Below are 17,492 nucleotides of genomic sequence, written 5' to 3' on the forward strand. Positions count from 1 at the left end.
CCTCTTCCCTCTTCCCTTTTCCCTCTTCCCCCCTCAGACTTCCGCCAGCGGAAAGCTCCGCCGCGCCCGCGACGGCTCCAGGTAATTCTGCCGATGCGTCGTCACCAGAAACTTGGTAAACCCGGTATTCTCCTCCGGCAGGTTGTACTTCTTCTGCAGGTCCATGCCGTCCATCTCTTTCCGGATCTTCTCGAACAACTGCCCCGACGGCGCAAAGCCGATAAAGTGAACGCCGGCCTTAGGCGTGGCGCTCACCGCCCCCGCGGCATTGAACTTGAACGGGTTCTCGACCGTGTCAAAGTCCTGCCGCAAAAAGATCACGGTGCCCTTCGGCAGCTTGTCGCCGTACACGGTAGTCGTGTCCTTGGTCACCCGCGACAGAAACTGCATCTGCGCGTTATGTCCAATCAAATGATGGGTTTTAGCGTCATCCTCAAGCTGCTCCTTGAAGGTCGAGGTCCCCGGCGCCTGCGAAGGCGAAAGGTTTTCCGGCGCTTCCGCCCGCCTCGGGTCAAACATCCGGTGCAGCCGTCCCTGCGCATTGAGGTTGTACCACCCCTCGAGGTCAATGGCGATATGCGACAGATGCATCATGGTCCCGTGCGCAAAGTAGGTATCCGGTGTCTGGTCGGTATACCCGGGGATGGTCTCAAAGCTCGGCAGCGGTCCAGCCGCCAGGCCATGCACATGGCTGGAGGTAAAGCCCATAAACAGCATGGCGCCCTCAGGAATTTTCTCCGCGCCCGGAATCCGCAGCCGTGTTGCCATGGCGCGCGGCATCCCGTGTCCGGCGAACCCGCGCCGGATGGAGGTTACATTGAACAGGTCCCCGAGGTAGAAGCTCTCGGCGGGAATGCCATTCAGCGTCTGCGCCCCCGGCTGAAACAGCGCCCGCATCACATCATTCAAGTGCTGCTTGAAGTCCGACTTGAAATGAAAACAAATATCGTTCTCTTCCAGAATCAAATTCGCCGGATCCTTGGGAAACCGAATGGCGTCATTGACAGCCCAATCGCCCGCCTTGCCCGCCTCGTCCAGTGCCCTGGGCATGTACTTGTCGGCAACCGCCGCCGGAATATAGTTCCGGAAGTACGGCAGCCCATAGGCGACCTGAATCAGGATCCCTCCCGGATGCAGCGGATACACCGCCTCGACGGCCTCCAGCGCCGCCGTCAGCCTCTGCTGCGCCCGTTTCAGCGCCGGCTTATCGCCCCGCGGCACGGTCAACTTGGCGGTGACGACGGAGTGCCACAGCGGCACGACCGCCACCGGCACCCCCACATGATCCTCGACGGTCACACCCGGCAGCTCATACTGCGTCAACGGCGGCGTCCCGCTCACCCGTTTCGCATAATTAACCACCCCCGCCCAATCAAACCCCCCCGCCTTCGTCGCCATAATCCCTCGTCTCCCTCCCGCAAAAATTCCCACTCCGTGCACAATTTTACCACCGGCCTCCCGTTCGCCCGCCCGACCAACTCCCTCTTCCCCCTACACTCCTCTGGCGCAGAATGGAGCTATGTATTCGGTCAGGCTCAATTACCCGATGGAGTCGCTCGATGAGTGGGAGAAGCACTTCAATCTTTCCAAGGCTCAGCGGCGCCGCATCGAGGAGATCGTATTGGGCAAAAAAGCCGCGGCCCGCATCCGCGCACGCGCTCCGAAGGCTTCCCCGAGAGCGAGCCGATTTGGCCGCAAGAAATAGTCGGGCCGTTTTTCCCAATCTGCAACACGATCCTGGCTCTGTGCCGCCGTACTTGGCCTAAATTATCGGCCTGACCGCCCTCAAGCTAAAGCACCGTGCAGTTTTCGAGCTGCCCAGCGGCAAACAGCGCCTCAACCGCATTCTCGCTCTGCTCGACCCCTGCGATTACTCGATCCACGACGTCCCCCGAGTCCAGTTGGACCGGCATCCGCCCCGCACAGCGCGCCTCAACATGCCCCTCGAACTTGGACCGGGGGTCGCGCGCGCCGATAGCAAACTCCAGGGCCCGTTGTATTCGAGCCGCGCGATGACCGCCAAACCCGAGCCTGCCTGCGCATCGAAAACGTGGTAGCGCGCAGTGGTTAGACGACCGGCCCGCTCGCTCACCCTGCTAAGTCGGGCAGCAAACCCGAGACCCCTCCCCCATCGAGATCAACCCTCGCCCCATGGCAGACCGGGTAGGAGCAAGTGTGGCGCGCGATCTCATCCAAAATGCCCGGCTTCGAAAGTCGCCTCAGTAACCACCGGCGCCGCCAGTAATCGACGAGGAGATCGGTTCTCAATTTGGCACGAGTCTGCGGAATCAGGTACCGAGGCAAATCGGCGCCGTCAAGCAGGACCTCTCGAAAATTTGAGGCCAGAGCCACGCCGTAGACAAGCCGCTTACTACCGTGCCTCAGGAGCATGTCGGCAGGCAGCCCAAGCAGCGTGAGGGCTTCCCTGATCTTCCTCATAAGGGGGTTGACACCCTCCCCGAAAATCGAATTCACCCTGCGCGCCTCGCCCGCACGGCCGAGCAGCATCCCCATCATGCGCAGCGTCTCCTTGCTGAAATGGAACGATCCAAACCCCTCGCTCATCCCGAGGCAATCGTACTCGACCCTATTCTCCGCCCGACCGCCGAACAGTGCGGCGCTCGCCTTGATTCGACTGTATTGATTGAGAGAAGACCCGTAAAGGCTCGTCGTGCAGAGAAGCGCAAGTTGGGCGCCCCGCTTCACCCCCGCTCCCCGCATACCCGAGGCGATGAGGCTCACCTGGTTCCCGTAGCGAGCGCGATAAGCGCCCGTGATTTCCGGACTGCAGAGCAGAAGCGAGACCAGCTTGCCCCCGAGCAGCGCATTGTACGGGGCGACGGCACCGCAGACCGAAATATCCATCATGTTTATGCCGACACGCGCGGCTTTCACGTGGCGAACGATCTGACCGATCGCCCGCCGAAATCGTCCTGACTCCAGAAGGGCACGCCAGGCCTCGACAGTAATGTCGGCATCAAGCCGGACAGCCCGAAAAAGCAAACGAATCCCAAGCATCGTCGCAAGCTGCCTCGATCTCTTGCTCCTGTACAAACTCGTCTCCGCGAGCTCGACCCAGTCCATGCCCGCCAAATCTCCCGTGTAGCTTTGCCTCGCCGCCTGGGGGTAAAGCCGATGGCGCCTGATGGCGCTTGCCGAATCCTCTGCCAGCCGCTGGACAACCGGCGGCGACGGATTCCTGATATCCGCACGCGTCAACACCCCGCCACGAAGCAGGTCTCGCACGTAAATGCCCCGAATAAACCCGTCGAGTTCGTCGACCAGCCATCTGACACACGACCTCGGCGATTTCGCCCCGCGAAATCGCCTAACCACAGCCTCGGCGTCCCAACCGATCCAACTGTCGCGAGTTGACTGCTGTACCACCGAACTCGCTAGGCTCGCGATGCCCATCACCGGGTGGTTTGGGGCCGCCGCATCCCTCACCAGGATCATCATTGAGCGGCCAGGAACGCTGCGGTACGACGTCACCCACGTATGACGGAAATAGCGCCATATATCGCCTAGGCGGATGCCGGTGTGTTCGCAAATCGCGCCTGGCTCCACGACCTGAAGATAAGGACGGATGACACCCGAAAGCGCGGCGGCCCGGATGTCTTCCTCGTCTCCGCCTAAGACGTCGCGCAGCCGGCGCGTCAAATCTTTGCCGTCCCGCATGAGCGAGAAGATAGAATGCCAACCTCGCGGGGTGAGCCTCCGACGCTCCATTCCCCTCACGAATTCGACCACCGATCGCTCTTGGAGTTGAGAGTCGCGCTCGATGAGGTGCGCCCGCCGAATGCGCTGCTTCTCGCTCTCTGGCGTCGCACCGTCTGGGAACTCGAGCACAACCGACGGCTCCGTCGCCGCAATCCTCCAGCCCTGCGTCAGGAGGTCGATCACAACGCTAAGCGTCGCCAGGAAACCCAACTCCCCACTGAGGGCGGCCCCCGTGGGCCGGCAAATAGGCGCCAAGTGGGCAGCTCGCATCCTAATCACATGCCCTGCGGACAGCCCAGCCTCGCCTAGCGCGTCCCGCTCTCCGCGAATTGCAGAACACCTCTGCCGAAACGCCGGCAAAAGCACACCAAGCTTCGGGTTCAGCGAAATCGTTAGCGGCATCGTAACCTAGTCGAGAAACGCCGTGAGTGCGTTGCTCCATGATCTCCTCAACTTCTCCGCGATCTCCCTCTCAACCCCCGACCTCAACGCGCACTCGGCTCGCGCCGCTGCCAGAAGCAGCAACTGCAAACGCTCAAGCACCCGTGCTGCGTCCACCGAACCAGCACCGAGAAGAGGCCCGTAAACCTTCCGATAGAAATTGTGGTCCCGGTTGAGAGCAACCTTGATTCTGTCCCGCACGATAGACGGAACGTAAAAGCTTAGCGCACCCGCGGCTGTTTCGTCGATAACGTAGCCCAGACGCGACCCCCGAAGCCGCACGTCAGGAACCGCTGCACCGCGCGTGCTGATCGGCTGCATGAGGTGATCCCGTTGCCCCGCGACCGACACACTCCGGGGCCCGTCCAATCCCTTTCGCACCGAGAGATAGCGCCTGCGCACCTCGGCATTCAGCTTGCGAGCGATCTGCTCGACGTCTGGGACAAGAATGTCGCTGAGGTCGCCCCGCGGGTTCACCGTCTGCTTCGTGTGGGTAACACCGAACATTTCGTCGAGCTCCGGCGTGAAGGCAACCTCGCAGCGCCACCAATCGTCGTAATTCTCCTTCCGTTTCGAACCCATGAAGTACCACCCCCGGTCGATCTCGCGACCGGCACGCAGGACGGAAACCCCGGCCGCCTTCGCGATGCCAAGCCGGTTCTTCTCGCTGTTCGGCAGGCCGCACCAACGTTCAATCGGGAGCACCGAAAACCTGACCGTCACCAGTGACCGTGCGCTCTCACCCCCCGACGCAGAGACCTCGTAGGCAAGCGGCGGCCCATACGCCTCGGCGCCGGTCAGATTACTACCTTCACGCAGGAAAAGCGGGTCAAACGGGTCGACCAGATCGCCGTTCACCCGAATCATCCCCCCATCGTAGAGCCGCTGCCGAAATATTCGCCCCAAGTCCGCGCGCAGTCTGCGAGCCTGAGGTCGCACCGTCTGGAAATCCAAGCGATCGCACCTCGTGAGGGTCACCCTGGTCCCCGACGGGCACGCCGGGAGATCCCCTGCGTGGTCAGGTAGGATGCGCACCGGAACTGGGACGCCGCGGAGCGAGCCAGATGCTATCGCGTCGACATCGAGGTAAGTCGCCCAGACATTGTGCGGGCTGGTCCAGCTTTCGACGTCTACCCGGCGAGCTTGACTCAAGCAACTGTTGGGCAGACCCATGCCATAGCGCCCTGCGCCCAAACGAGAGCCGAAGCGCGTGCTCCCCCCGAACTGTAACGCCAACTGCATAGTGCCGGCCGGCATCCCTGCTCCGTCATCGGCCACCGAAAGCCGCATGGCACCGCCGTCGCCCCGACTCACGGAAATATCTACGGTCTTCGCGTCAGCCTCGAAAGAGTTGTCCACCAACTCGGCTATCGCCGCCGACGTGCCCTTGTACCCTGAGTCTCGGGCCGATTCGATAAACGAGCGTATCGCAACAAGAGGGTAGCTCCCCACGGTTCCCTACCCCAGCGCTACAAGGCCCGCACAGTGCCGCCTAACCGCCATTAATTTCCGCGCCAAGGCAAACCGACTAACCCCAAGATCCAGAGCGACGGCTGCCAGGGGCTCGTGCTCGCACCAAACCCTGCAGCAGGCAAGCACCACGCCACCTCCAAAGCCCGCAAAAATCGCCGCCAGGAGTTGGCGCGCCTGGATCGCGACGGACAGGTCGCTGAGAACCGGCGCGACGGCCGCCTCGTCAAACGCCACGAACTCACGCCCGCATCCCGGATCCGGATAAATTCCGGTGCGGCGGAGGCCCTGCCTGACCCGCACCTTCTTCACGGCATTTGACACCCTGCCAACTAGGTACTGTCGCGCTGTGCAGTTGACGTCACGGAGGCGCACCAGGGAGGGGTCGATCAAACCGAGGAACACCTCCTGCACGACCTCGTCGATCACGTCCACCGCGAGGCCGTAGCTACGCTTCCTCGCCATCCGCAGCAACTCAGGGCGGACCACGGAATGAAACTCTTCAAACTGGGAGAAATCCCGACGCTGGTACGCCTCGATCAGGCGCCCCAACTCATCGTCAGTACAGGCTTCCACAAAAACTCCTTCTGGGCCGCACGGCCTCAAAACTTCCTCAAGTCTTGAAGGTCGATGCAGCGCCAGGGAGCATGGCGGCGCGGTGGCCGCACCTGCACTGCCTTCAGGGCAAGAACATTATATCAAAAAAATCGGTGGCCGGCTCGGCACCGGCCACCAACTCGAATCAGCAATCACGCCACGCTTTCGTTTCCCTCTTCAGGTTCGTCCGTCGCCTTCGTGCTTGCGTCCAGGTTCTGCAAAGCGACCGCCAGGAAGCGGCTCCAGACCTCCTCCCGTTGGTAGCGGTACTGCGCCAGGGCCAGCTCCTCGGTGATCTCCAACTCAGCCTTGGCAAGCGTGATCAGAAGTACGTCCAGCGCTTCCTTCGCCTTGTACCCACCGGCGAGGTTCAGGATCTCGCCATAGCACAGCGCGAAGAACGGATGCTGCCGGTTGATCCAAACGACCATCTGAAAGCCAACCCACTCGGGCCGGTAGAAGGGGCCACCGGGTTCGTCGAGATAATCAATCTTGATTTTCCGGCGCTCCTCCTCCTCCTCCCGGGCCCTCAAGATCTCCGCGATCGGCACTTCCCTCTCGCGCGCCTCCCGCTCCACCTCCTCCTGAGCGCGCCTCCGGGCATCCGACTTTGCCCTGTCCGGCATTGACAGCTTCCTACCCGTGATCGCCGGAACCGCAGCCGCCGCCTCCTCCGCCGGCGTCGGGGCGTCCGTGGCCCTGGCGTTCGCCTCCTTTCTCTTGCGCCTCTCCCTCTCCCGGGTTTTCTCCTGCCAGCCGTTCTCACGATGCAGGAGATCGTCCACCTTTTCATGAGCGAGCAGCCGCCAGAAGTCGTCGATCGGCCGAACACGCTGCTTGTCGTTCGTGATGCCAAAAACGTCGTCTAGCTCCGGCCCGAAGCTTACCTCAATGCCCCAGTGATAAGCGTAGCTCTGGAGCAACGGCCAGTCCCCGAGGCCGTTGGCCTTGGCTCGGGCCGAACGCGGGAATGCATCGAGGGTCTCAATTTCACGGCCAGCGCGGACGAACGACATCCCGCGTCGGGATTGGCGTATCTCGAACCGCTGCCGCGATTCGGGGCTCGCGTCCTTAACTTTCCTGTCGCCGACTGCGAAACCGAAGGGCAAACGCGAGACACGAATCGCAACTGCCCCGAGCGCGACAAACCCCGGCGCGTCCACGTCGACTGCAGCCGCCTCGGTCACCTTCTCGAGCCGCATCGCGCCCGTAACGGCGTCAGTGAAGTATCGCACCCAGATAGTCATGGGCTGACCGAGGACATCGATTGCGCCACCGTTCGACTCCGGCTCATAAAGACGCCCCTTCGGGTTCAGGAAAAGCGGATCAACAGGCAATACCCGCGTGCCATTCACCACCAACTCGCGGCCGTCCAATAAGTACTGGTAGGTAACACCGAAGTCTTCGAGCAGGTGGCCCTCTAGGGATTTCGGCGACTTGTACGTGAGTTGGTCCGGGTCGCGCCAGACAATGACCGTGCCGTGGCTAAAATCAAACCCGGATTTCTCCATATAGCGCGATACGAAATCGGGCAGCTCCGCTTCAACCGGCTCGGGCACCGACTGCCGGTCAAAGGACTTGTAGTCGTCGAGGTCCAGCCAGGCCTTGATAATCCGCTTGCTCTTTCCTGTGCGAGTGTAAACCTCGACCTTTTTCGCCTGGTTGATCGAAGCGTTCGGCAGGCCGAAGCCGAACTTGCCAATTAAATTTGGCTCGTCGAAATGCGTTCCACCGCCCCAACTGAGCGCGAAGCGCGCCATCTTGTCCACCATGCCCGAGCCATCGTCGATGAAGGCAACCGACGAAACCGCTGGTCGAGTCGAGTGAACCACAGTGTCAAAAATGACATGGACTCTCGTGGCTTTCGCCTCGAATGCATTGTCGACGATCTCGCGAGCAGCCACGGCCGTGTTTCGGTAGCCATTCTGGCGCTGCGAGTCGAGCGCACGCTTTGTATTGAAGAGCGGGAAGTCGAAATCAGGGGGTAGTTCCGCAAGGTACTTCTGCTGCCGCTCCAGTTCGCTAAGAAGGACATCTTTGGTCATTGTTCTCATCCTTTATTTGCGGCTCATGGCCGCTGGGATTAAGGGGACTCTCGCCGCCCTCAACTCTGCTATTTCCCCGAAAGTACCCCCCCGAGCGGCCAACCACAAAATATTTCCGGCGTGGCAGCCCCCGGGACCCAAGTGTGCCCACTCCAGCGACGAGACGGGCCGACGGGGAATCAACCGGATCGGCGTCACGGCTGGTGCTGCTGCCGCCACGGACCGTGGCCTGATCGACAGCGCGCCCTGCGCGGCAAGGGAAACTCGCCCTGAGACAAATGGACGCGACAACCCCCAGCATCAATCCGGTTATGATCGGGCGCATAAACGGGTATGAAGGACCGTGCCACCCTCCTCGCCACGCACGAACTCCTCGCCTCCTGTCCGGGCTCGATGAGTTCAAAGACGCCTGGCAGGCCTTCCGCTCGCTCCCGCCCGAGCGCCTTGCCGCCCCCGCCGCCTAGCCACCATCGAGAGCATCGGCGCCTCCGCCCGCCCCGCCGGCTGCCACCTGACCGACCGCGAAGTCGAATGGCGCCTCGCCAACTTCGACGCCGCCCGCTTCGGCACGCCCGAACGCGGGGCCGCGCCGCCGGCGCTCCGGGCCAAGTCGGCGCGGACGGCCGCGGGACTCAATGCACCGGCGGCTCGCTCCCGGCAAACAGCGCGGCGCAGACCCGGCCGGGCTGAGGCTCGCGGGGCCCCCAGCCCGGACGAGCATCAAGCGGGTGGTGTGGCGCAGCCACGCCAGGCCCCGCGCCAATCAATCGAGCAGGCCGCCGCCGGCTACGCCGCCGCCCTGGAGACGGTCCTCCGCTCCGCATCACAAATTCCCCTCACCCAGCCCCTCCTCCGCCAACTTCATCGTGATCTTTTTCAGTACACCGACCCCGACCTACGCCCCCGCCGCAGCGCGCCCGCCAGCCCGCGCCTCGCCGAGTTGCTCTCGTGGCTCGACGAGCAGCATCAATCCCACCGCCTCCATCCCCTCCTCACCATCGCCGTCTTCCTTGCCGTCTTTCTCGATGTCCGCCCCTTCCCCGACGGCAACGCCCGCCGGAGCCGCATCCTCACTACCCATCTGCTCCTGCGAGCCGGCTACGCCTACGTCCCCTACGCCTCCCTCGACCACGAGATGATCGAGGGCGCAGGCAGGGCCGGGGCCGCAGGGCCCCCGGCCCTGCCGAGCAGAAGCGGGTCGCCTGGCGAAGCCAGGCGGGGCCCCGCGCCAGTCAATGACCGGCAACTCTTCTTCGAGAGCTTGCGCCAAACCCAAACCACCTTTGGGACCCAAACCCCCAACTGGCGCCCCTGGCTTGAGGCCTTCCTGCGCGCCCTCCTGCAGCAAAAGCGCCGCCTCTCCGTGAAGCTCGAACGTGAAAAAAACGCCCTCGCCGATCTCTCTCCGCTCGCCGTCAAAATCCTCGACTACGCCCGCGACCAGGGCCGCGTCACCAACCGCGCCATAGCACGTGAATCCGCCGCCAGCCCCAACACCCTCAAAGCCACCTTCACCGCGCTCGTCGCCAAAGGCCTCCTCACCCGCCACGCCGCCGGCCGCTCCACCTGGTACTCCCTCCCCTGACATCGTTCCGCACCACCCCCCACCCACCACCCAGGGCGCATCAAACTGGCCTGTATGGGAAAAGCCAACAAAGCTCACGCCAAGCGGCGAATCACGTTAAGCCTGCCGGTCGCGGCGCTGGCGACCGCGAAACGCCTGGCGCGGAAGCGGGGCGTGACCCTGGGCACCGTCGTGAACGAAGCGGTGCGTGATGGCCTGCGCGTGCTCGCGGCGGCCCCGCCGCCACCGCCAACGCCGCCCACAGCGCTGCCCGGTCTGGCGGGCTTTCGCGCCAAAATCAAAGTGGCCGGAAAGCCGATGAGCCAAACGGTCGTCGCCCGCCGCCGCCGCGAACGCGCCTGAGCAGCATCTCCGGCCAACCATTCTGCCGTTTCCTGCTTCTAATTACCCATACGCCAACTCCAGCAGACTCCGCCTCAGCGATCCCAAAGGGCAGCGCGGGCGGCTCTGCGCCGGGCAACCCGCCGCATACCGTGGGTGCGCTCCGCCGATTCCACGCCCCAACCATGTCCTCCTCCCGTCGTCCGGCTTCCGAGCCTTGGCCCACCACCCGCCACCGTCCTTCTCTCATCCCGGTCCAGCCCCTCATGCACCGGCACCTTGATATACGTCTGGTAGCGCAGCCCCTTGCGCTCCGCCAGCACCCGCGCACGCTCCACGTCGCGCGCAATTCCCGTAGCACCGCGGAGCCCGTTCGGCCGATAGACCGACAGACGCAGAGACCGACAGCCCCAACGGTGTTCCAGTCGCTCTCCCGCACTGTCCCACCCTCCGTGCGCAAAAACCCCAGCAAACACGCTACTTTGCACCGCAAAGTGGGACACTTAGCAGTTCGAAATGGAACAGCGAATGAGGCAACCCGCCACGCCCTCAGAGCCCGTTCGACCGACAGACCGAGAGACCGACAGACCGACCGACCCATCAATGTCCCATTCGCACTCCCGCGCTGTCCCACCCTCCGCACGCAAAAACCCCCGTAAACACGCGACTTTGCATCGCAAAGTGGGACACTTAGCAGTTCGAAATCGAACAGCGAATGAGACAAGCCGCCCCGTCCTCCGAGCCCGCCGACCGACCGACCGAAAGACCGACCGACCAAACCACTCGAGCCCAGAGCCGCGCTGGGGCCCGCGCATTCAATGTCCCATTCGCTGTCCCGCCCTGTCCCACCCTTCGCATCCAAAAACCCCCGTAAACACTCTACTTTGCATCGCAAAGTGGGACACTTAGCAGTTCGAAATGGAACAGCGAATCAGACGCATCGCCACGTCCTCCGAGCCCGCCGACCGACAGACCGACCGAAAGACCGACAGACCGATCGACCGACCGACCTCCTACGGCTGCGGCGTAATCGGCACGATGAGATTGCTTCCTTGCCGGTAAACCATCAGCAGCACGTCCCCGCCCGCCGGCGTGGCCTTAAGCTGCGCCTCAAGGGCAGCGATCGAGGTCACCGGCTTCTGGTTCACCTGCTCGATGATGTCGCCGCGCGTAAGGCGCATGGCGGCGGGGCCGTCGGGTTCAACCGACTGCACCGCAAGGCCGTTCACACCCGCAGGGAGATGAAGCTGGTCGCGGATGTCCGGCGTCAGCGGCGTGACCGTGAGGCCCAGCTTGGGCGTGGTGCCGTTGTCGCTGCTGCCGGCCGAGGCGGTCTCATCCGCCGTGGGCGCGTTGGCGAAGTTGCCCATGGTGAGGGTGAACTGCATCGGCTTGCCGTTGCGGAGAATGTTGACCGTGGCTTTCGTGCCCGGGGCGGCGCTGCCGGCAATCGAGGTGAGTTGGCCGCTGGTGGTGATCTTCGTGCCGTTGAAGTCGGTCACCACGTCGTAGGGCTTGATGCCGGCCTGGTCGGCCGGACTGCCGGCGTTGACCTGATCGACGAGCGCGCCCTGAGCGTCGGGCTCATGCAGCGAGGTGGCGACGCCAGGCTGAAGCTGGCTGACAGTGATGCCGAGATAGCCCCGGATGACCTTGCCGTGCTCGATCAGATCGGTGGCCACGGACTTGACCAGATCGCTCGGGATGGCGAGGCCGATGCCGATCGAGCCGCCCGAATCGGTCAGCATTTCGGTGTTGATGCCGATCACCTGACCGCGAATGTTGACCAGCGGCCCGCCCGAGTTGCCATGGTTGATGGGCGCGTCGGTCTGGATGAAGTTGCCGCGCGTGTCCTGGCTGCCGTTGCGCGGCCGGTTGAGGGCGCTGATGATGCCGCGCGTGATCGAGGAGGCTTCGCCCAGCGGCGTGCCGATGGCCAGCACGGTCTGGCCGGGTGCGAGCTGGTTGGAGTCGCCGAACTGGGCGCTGATCAGCCCGGGTGCGTCGATTTTGACCACGGCGAGGTCGGTGTCCTTATCCGTGCCAACCACCTTGGCCGGGTAGGTGCGGCCGTTGTTGAGCATCACCTGCACCTGCGTCGCGCCATCGACAACGTGATTGTTCGTGATGATGTAGCCATTGGGCGACACGATGACACCGCTGCCAAGCGCGTGAAAGGGCTGGGCGTGCGGCTGCTGGAACGGCCCCTGGAAAAACTGCCGGAAGGGCGCGGGGATGTTCTGCGGCATCTCGATACTGCGCGCAGGCGCCTTGCCCGAGACTTGGATCTGCACGACGGTGGGCAGCACGCGCGCGGCGACGGCAACGGTCGCGCGGTTGAGTGCTTCGAGCGGCGCGATGGTATCCGCGCTCAGCGGCTTCATCGTCGCCACCATGGGGCTGCCGCCCGACGACAACCGCGGCAGATGGATAAAGCCCGCCGAGGCGGTCGCCGTCACAGCGAGCACGACGATGGCCGCGCCGATCACTTTGGTGCGGTTGGAGAGGCGCGCGAGCAGAGGACGAGAGTTGGGAATCATCAGGAACTCCTTTTAGTTCACTAAATGCTGTTGGAGAGGACGAATACCTCTACCGGCCGGATCACAGGCACACAATGCGGAATCATTTCCAGGCGCAGGACGGCGAGGCCGGAAGGCAATACTCCGGGAACCCATTCGGGCTGCGACGTGCACGCTTGCACGGTGCTGAGCGTAAAGGTGACGTAGGTAGCTTCGATCGTCGCAACGGCTCCGAACCCTGCGCCCTCCGAACGTACCGGCGCCGTCTGGCGCTGCGCGCTCCGCGGCGGCGCCATCGGTTCCTGCACCAGGGGGACCCGAGCGAGTTGCGCTGTGGGCGCGGCCGGGGCTGTCGGCAGCGCTGGCGCCGGAGGGATAGTTTGCGCGCTGGCACCCAGCAGCCAGACACCCGTCGAGGCGATCAGCAGCAGCGCCACCGCAGTGCGCAGCATCCGGGCGCGCGAAGCCGCGGGATGGCCCAGCAGCCGGGTGACGCGGTGCGAAAGCGAGCCGCCGCCGGCTGCCATCGCGGCGGAAGGCACGCGAGCAGCCGTCTGCCGCGCCGCCAGGTCGACCAGTGCGCGCGCGTACAGCGCACGGTCGCCGCACACGGCCACCGCGGCATCATCGCAGCAATGCTCACGCTCCTCGGAGACCTGCTGCGACAGCCACCACACCGCGGGATGAAAAAAGAAGAGAACCTCGACCCCGCGCTGCACCAGGTTCACCAGATAGTCATGCCGGCGGATGTGCGCCAGCTCGTGCGCCAGCAGCGCCCGGAGCTGCTCTGCCGGCAGCGCCGTGAGCGCGCTCAGGGGCAGCAGAATCACCGGCCGCAGCCAGCCCAGCGTGCACGGGCCGCTGATGCGCGCGGAAACCTGCATGCACACGCGCCGGCGCAAATGCAGCCGCCCGGCAAGCTGCTCCATCTCGGTGCGCCAGACCGCCGGAACGGCAGCCGCGGCGCTGCGCTCAGCACGGCGCAGCCCTTGCGCCCAGGCAAACCCCGCCGCAGCGTAGCCGCCGCACACCACGATGCCCGAAAGCCAAACCATAACGATGTAAGCAGCAAACGGCTGCACCAGCGGCTCCGCGGTAACAGCCGACGCCGCGCCCGCGCCCGCCGCGGCGTAATGCGCGACGGTCAAAGCAAACAGAATCGGAAGGGAGAACAGGGCCATGCAATCCAGAACATAGCGCGCGGCCGCCGAGCCGCGGCGCAGCAGCGGCTGCACCGCCAGCACCACCAGCGCCACCGCCGCCGCTTCCCACAGAAATTGCGTGAGTGCGGCGCCAAATACCGGAATCCAGGGACTGGTCATGAGTGCTTCCCTTCCCGCGTCTCCCTGCTCTCATAATGATCGAGAAGCTGGCGCATTTCGGCAATTTCGGCGGGCGTCGCCGCCCCCGCGTCCAGAAGCTGCATCATCATCCGCTTGGCCGAGCCGCCAAACGCGCGCGTCAGCAGGTCGCCCACAAGCTGCCGCTCGGTGCGCTCGCGGTCCAGCCGGGCGCAATACACGTGCGCCCGCTGCTGCTCATCGCGCGAAACCAGTCCCTTCTCCGCCATGATCTGCAACAGCTTCAACGCCGTGGTGTAGCCGGTCGCCGGGCCCAGCTCGGTCTGCACCTCCCGCACCGTGGACGGCCCGTGCGTCCACAGCACCCGCAAAATCGCCAGCTCGCTTTCCGTCGGCCGCCGCTTCGGCGTGATCGCTTCCATATCCTGATAATACGAATCTGTTCGTAGATGTCAACGAAATTTTTCGTAGCCTTGCTTGATTTTTTCTACAAAGCAGAGAATGCTTGATTTTATGAAGAGCGTCGTTTCCTCCCGCGGCCAGATCACCATCCCGGTGGCCATCCAGCGCAAGATGGGCATGGGCCCAGGCACCCGCGTGGTGTTTGAACTGGCAGAAGACCGCGTAGTGTTGCGGAAGGGTAAGCCGGAAGTTGATCCCGTCGACCGCTACTACGGCATTTTTAAGGGCAAGGGCCTACCACCCGTCGATGAACTGATCCGCGAGATGCGCGGTCCGGATCTGGAACCGGAACTGGACATCCGCAACCGGAAGCGCGGCAAGCGATGATTACGGCCATAGACAGTTCTGTGGTTCTGGACCTGTTTGAGGCCGAAGCACCGTTTGGGCCTCACTCGCGCGAGGCGATGCGCGCGGCGCGCAAGGCGGGGGCAATCCTTGCCGTGGCCGCAGTCTGGGCCGAGGTGCGGGCGCACTTCGACAGTGACGAGCACCATGCCGTCGCCATGGAGGATTTGGGGATTGAGTTTAGCCCACCGCTGCTCGCCACGGCGGCACGGGCGGGGGCGATGTGGCGGGAATACCGGCGGGCGGGGGGACAACGCAGCCGCGTCACGACCGATTTTCTGATTGGCGCCCATGCCCTGTTGCAGGCGGACTGTCTGCTGACACGGGACCGGGGCTTTTACCGGACCTATTTTTCCTCACTCCGGCTGCTCACGCCGGAAATTGACTGAATCCGGTGACTGAGACATACTAAGCGGCATCGGCGGCCTTTTCGGTCCGCCAGCAGATGAGGTTTTATGGAACAAGGTACGGTGAAGTGGTTCAACGATGCCAAGGGGTTTGGCTTCATCACGCGCGAAGGCGCTCCCGATGTGTTCGTGCATTATTCGGCGTTGCCGCCGGGCGGCTTCCGCACCCTGAAGGAGGGGCAGTCGGTACAGTTCGAGGTAATTGACGGACCCAAGGGGCCGCAGGCGGCCAACGTCACCACCGCCTGATGCGGCGCGGCTGCGCGCTTCTCGCCATCATTTCCCTGCTGGCCTTGGCCCTGGCCGCTCAGGATCCAGGAAAGCCGCGCCCGCGGACGCGCGATCTGGGAATCATCACCGGCATTCTGCCGACCGGGCCGCTCGACGCCATTACGGATGTGCCCGGCGTCGAGGTAGGCCAGGTCACGCTTAACGACCATCAGAACCTTCATACCGGCGTGACCGCGATTTTGCCGCACGCCGGCAACATGTTTCAGCACAAGGTCCCAGGCGCGGTGTTCGTGGGCAATGCCTTCGGCAAGCTCATGGGCTCAACCCAGATCGTCGAACTCGGCCGCATCGAGACGCCCATTCTGCTGACCAGCACCTTAAATGTCCCGCGCGTCGGCGACGCGCTGCTGAGCTGGGTGATGCAGCAGCCCGGTAACGAGCACGTGCAGTCCATCAACCCGGTCGTGGGCGAAACCAACGACGGCTACTTGAACGACATTCGTGGACGCCACGTCGATCAGCAGGACGTCTTCGAGGCCATCGAGAACGCGCGCGGCGGTCCGGTCGCGGAAGGCTCGGTGGGCGCGGGTGCAGGCACGGTGGCGTTCGGCTTCAAGGGCGGCATCGGCACCGCTTCCCGCAAGCTCCCGGCAAATTTGGGCGGCTGGACGGTAGGCGTGCTGGTGCAGACCAACTTTGGCGGCATCCTCAACATCGACGGCGCCCCGGTGGGAAGACTCCTGGGTCGGTACTACCTCAAGAACCAACTGGCAGGGGTCAGGGGCCAGGGGCCAGGGGCCAGGCTGGAGTCCCCCGATGGTTCCTGCATGATCATCGTCGCCACCAACGCTCCCGTGGGATCGCGCAACTTGCGCCGCATGGCGGCGCGGACGATGTTCGGCCTGGCCCGCACCGGCTCCGCCGCCAGCAACGGCTCCGGCGATTACGCCATCGCCTTTTCCACGGTCCCTGCAAACGCCGGCGTGGCGCGCGTGCCCAACGACAAAATGTCGCCGCTCTTCCTGGCGGTCATCGAGGCCACCCAGGAGGCCATCTACAACTCGCTGTTCAAGGCCACAACCGTGACCGGCCGCGGCCACACCGTAGAGGCTCTACCTCTCGCTCCGACAGAGCGCATCCTGCGCGCGTACCACGTAATCCAGCAATAGTCGTTAGTTCTTAGTCGTCAGTTTTCAGTTCTGCTGGAACACCTGCCGGACTGGGACTCAACCGCGGGGCGAGACCTGCCCGCGGGTGAGGGGGACGAACTGATGACTGACGACTGAAAACTGAGAACGGATTACTGCCGCAGCCGCCACGCCGGCCGCCCCTCGAGATTGTCGAGTACGACGGTGCCCGCGACTTCAAACGCGCTGAGCGCTTCATGGATGCGGGTACGCGAGAACAGCGGCGAGAAAAACGCGGCCAGGCCCACTTCGGTTTCGCACAGAGCGGTGGCGAGGTGATGACTAATCAACGCGGCCACGGCTTGAATCTGCGAGATGCGGTCGATGGCCTTGGGAACCTCCGGCAGCGCCAGCACCAGGGGGCGCCAGAGGGCGTCGCCCGAGGGCGCGCGGCCGCAGCGCACGATCTTGAGCCTACGCGCCAGTTCCTGCAGGGCGTGCTCAATCGTCAGCGCCGACGTGCGCTCGGCGCCCATGATATCGCGGAGCTGTGCGGCCGTGAGGGCCGTGGGAGAAGCCAGCAGATCCGTAAACGATTCGGCAGCCAGCCAACTGAGCTGGTTGCGTGCCGCCTGCCGCTGATAGTCCTTGAGGGGATGCCGGTCCCCGGCAGCGACGTAGACGTAGCCGAGCAGGTCGGGCCTGCAGTAGCGCAGCTCGCCCGGCCAGAGCCAGAGTTCGACGAGGCGGAAATCGGCAAGCGCCTCTTCCAGAAAAGGAGCGGCCTCGGCGCCCAGGCCGGCGAGCGTAGGAAAGCTGAGCGCGCCGACCCAGGGAATCAGGGTCTCGGTGTCGAGCGTGCGCGGACGCAGGGTTTCCTTGCGTGCAGAGCGGGAGGCGAGCAGTTCGTCGGCAGTCATG

The 17,492-nt window shown here is 64.0% G+C and carries 15 protein-coding genes; 6 read left to right on the forward strand and 9 right to left on the reverse strand.

Annotated features, from left to right (window positions below; translation table 11 throughout):
* Positions 1-33 precede the first annotated feature (33 nt).
* The 5 genes from EPN33_00305 to EPN33_00325 all read right to left on the reverse strand — a co-directional run bounded on the left by EPN33_00305 (position 34) and on the right by EPN33_00325 (position 8,282).
* Positions 34-1,398 carry a hypothetical protein gene (locus tag EPN33_00305; protein ID TAN24249.1) on the reverse strand — a complete coding sequence of 455 codons (1,365 nt, stop codon included), beginning with the start codon at positions 1,396-1,398 and terminating at the stop codon, positions 34-36.
* A gap of 690 nt (positions 1,399-2,088) precedes the next feature.
* The gene (locus EPN33_00310) at positions 2,089-4,122 is read right to left on the reverse strand and encodes a DUF4338 domain-containing protein (GenBank protein ID TAN24250.1); all 2,034 of its coding nucleotides are present in this window, start codon (positions 4,120-4,122) and stop codon (positions 2,089-2,091) included.
* A gap of 6 nt (positions 4,123-4,128) precedes the next feature.
* Positions 4,129-5,613, reverse strand: coding sequence for an ATP-binding protein (locus EPN33_00315; protein TAN24251.1), 1,485 nt, complete (start codon positions 5,611-5,613; stop codon positions 4,129-4,131).
* Positions 5,614-5,619: 6 nt separating this feature from the next.
* A complete protein-coding gene (locus EPN33_00320; protein ID TAN24252.1) occupies positions 5,620-6,207 on the reverse strand; it encodes a hypothetical protein in 588 nt (195 codons plus the stop codon).
* Positions 6,208-6,380: 173 nt separating this feature from the next.
* Entirely contained in the window at positions 6,381-8,282 is a 1,902-nt protein-coding gene (locus EPN33_00325) for a hypothetical protein (protein TAN24253.1), read from the reverse strand.
* Positions 8,283-9,072: 790 nt separating this feature from the next.
* On the opposite strand from EPN33_00325, the gene EPN33_00330 reads away from it, so the two are divergent.
* Positions 9,073-9,858: a winged helix-turn-helix transcriptional regulator gene (locus EPN33_00330; GenBank protein ID TAN24715.1), complete on the forward strand. Its 786-nt coding sequence runs from the start codon at positions 9,073-9,075 to the stop codon at positions 9,856-9,858.
* Between the two features lie 54 nt (positions 9,859-9,912).
* The gene (locus EPN33_00335; protein TAN24254.1) at positions 9,913-10,200 is read left to right on the forward strand and encodes a hypothetical protein; all 288 of its coding nucleotides are present in this window, start codon (positions 9,913-9,915) and stop codon (positions 10,198-10,200) included.
* Positions 10,201-11,192: 992 nt separating this feature from the next.
* On the opposite strand, the gene EPN33_00340 is transcribed toward EPN33_00335, so the two are convergent.
* Genes EPN33_00340 through EPN33_00350 form a run of 3 tightly spaced genes read right to left on the reverse strand, consistent with a single transcriptional unit; the run spans position 11,193 to position 14,421 of the window.
* Positions 11,193-12,719 carry a Do family serine endopeptidase gene (locus EPN33_00340; protein ID TAN24255.1) on the reverse strand — a complete coding sequence of 509 codons (1,527 nt, stop codon included), beginning with the start codon at positions 12,717-12,719 and terminating at the stop codon, positions 11,193-11,195.
* 20 nt (positions 12,720-12,739) lie between these two features.
* Positions 12,740-14,020, reverse strand: coding sequence for a M56 family metallopeptidase (locus tag EPN33_00345; protein ID TAN24256.1), 1,281 nt, complete (start codon positions 14,018-14,020; stop codon positions 12,740-12,742).
* Positions 14,017-14,421, reverse strand: coding sequence for a BlaI/MecI/CopY family transcriptional regulator (locus tag EPN33_00350; GenBank protein TAN24257.1), 405 nt, complete (start codon positions 14,419-14,421; stop codon positions 14,017-14,019). Before EPN33_00350 ends, EPN33_00345 begins: the two co-directional genes overlap by 4 nt.
* A gap of 91 nt (positions 14,422-14,512) precedes the next feature.
* On the opposite strand from EPN33_00350, the gene EPN33_00355 reads away from it, so the two are divergent.
* The 4 genes from EPN33_00355 to EPN33_00370 all read left to right on the forward strand — a co-directional run bounded on the left by EPN33_00355 (position 14,513) and on the right by EPN33_00370 (position 16,613).
* On the forward strand, positions 14,513-14,788 hold the full coding sequence (locus EPN33_00355) for an AbrB/MazE/SpoVT family DNA-binding domain-containing protein (protein ID TAN24258.1): 276 nt from the start codon (positions 14,513-14,515) through the stop codon (positions 14,786-14,788).
* Complete coding sequence (locus tag EPN33_00360) at positions 14,785-15,195, forward strand: PIN domain-containing protein (protein ID TAN24259.1); 411 nt, start codon at positions 14,785-14,787, stop codon at positions 15,193-15,195. Before EPN33_00355 ends, EPN33_00360 begins: the two co-directional genes overlap by 4 nt.
* A gap of 66 nt (positions 15,196-15,261) precedes the next feature.
* Positions 15,262-15,462, forward strand: coding sequence for a cold-shock protein (locus EPN33_00365; GenBank protein ID TAN24260.1), 201 nt, complete (start codon positions 15,262-15,264; stop codon positions 15,460-15,462).
* Complete coding sequence (locus EPN33_00370) at positions 15,462-16,613, forward strand: S58 family peptidase (protein TAN24261.1); 1,152 nt, start codon at positions 15,462-15,464, stop codon at positions 16,611-16,613. The genes EPN33_00365 and EPN33_00370 overlap by 1 nt, the downstream gene beginning before the upstream one ends.
* Positions 16,614-16,744: 131 nt before the next feature.
* Here the strand turns inward: EPN33_00370 and EPN33_00375 are convergent, their stop codons facing one another.
* On the reverse strand, positions 16,745-17,491 hold the full coding sequence (locus tag EPN33_00375) for a hypothetical protein (protein ID TAN24262.1): 747 nt from the start codon (positions 17,489-17,491) through the stop codon (positions 16,745-16,747).
* Position 17,492: the final 1 nt, after the last annotated feature.

The sequence above is a fragment of the Acidobacteriota bacterium genome (genome assembly GCA_004299485.1).
Classification (GTDB): Bacteria; Acidobacteriota; Terriglobia; order Terriglobales; family SCQP01; genus SCQP01.

Excerpts from the sequence above, each read along its gene's own strand:
- EPN33_00325 (TAN24253.1), bottom strand. The coding sequence starts at position 8,282 with ATGAGAACAATGACCAAAGATGTCCTTCTTAGCGAACTGGAGCGGCAG.
- EPN33_00355 (TAN24258.1), top strand. The coding sequence starts at position 14,513 with ATGAAGAGCGTCGTTTCCTCCCGCGGCCAGATCACCATCCCGGTGGCC.
- EPN33_00335 (TAN24254.1), top strand. The coding sequence starts at position 9,913 with ATGGGAAAAGCCAACAAAGCTCACGCCAAGCGGCGAATCACGTTAAGC.
- EPN33_00310 (TAN24250.1), bottom strand. The coding sequence starts at position 4,122 with ATGCCGCTAACGATTTCGCTGAACCCGAAGCTTGGTGTGCTTTTGCCG.
- EPN33_00370 (TAN24261.1), top strand. The coding sequence starts at position 15,462 with ATGCGGCGCGGCTGCGCGCTTCTCGCCATCATTTCCCTGCTGGCCTTG.
- EPN33_00360 (TAN24259.1), top strand. The coding sequence starts at position 14,785 with ATGATTACGGCCATAGACAGTTCTGTGGTTCTGGACCTGTTTGAGGCC.
- EPN33_00305 (TAN24249.1), bottom strand. The coding sequence starts at position 1,398 with ATGGCGACGAAGGCGGGGGGGTTTGATTGGGCGGGGGTGGTTAATTAT.
- EPN33_00365 (TAN24260.1), top strand. The coding sequence starts at position 15,262 with ATGGAACAAGGTACGGTGAAGTGGTTCAACGATGCCAAGGGGTTTGGC.
- EPN33_00350 (TAN24257.1), bottom strand. The coding sequence starts at position 14,421 with ATGGAAGCGATCACGCCGAAGCGGCGGCCGACGGAAAGCGAGCTGGCG.
- EPN33_00345 (TAN24256.1), bottom strand. The coding sequence starts at position 14,020 with ATGACCAGTCCCTGGATTCCGGTATTTGGCGCCGCACTCACGCAATTT.
- EPN33_00340 (TAN24255.1), bottom strand. The coding sequence starts at position 12,719 with ATGATTCCCAACTCTCGTCCTCTGCTCGCGCGCCTCTCCAACCGCACC.
- EPN33_00375 (TAN24262.1), bottom strand. The coding sequence starts at position 17,491 with ATGACTGCCGACGAACTGCTCGCCTCCCGCTCTGCACGCAAGGAAACC.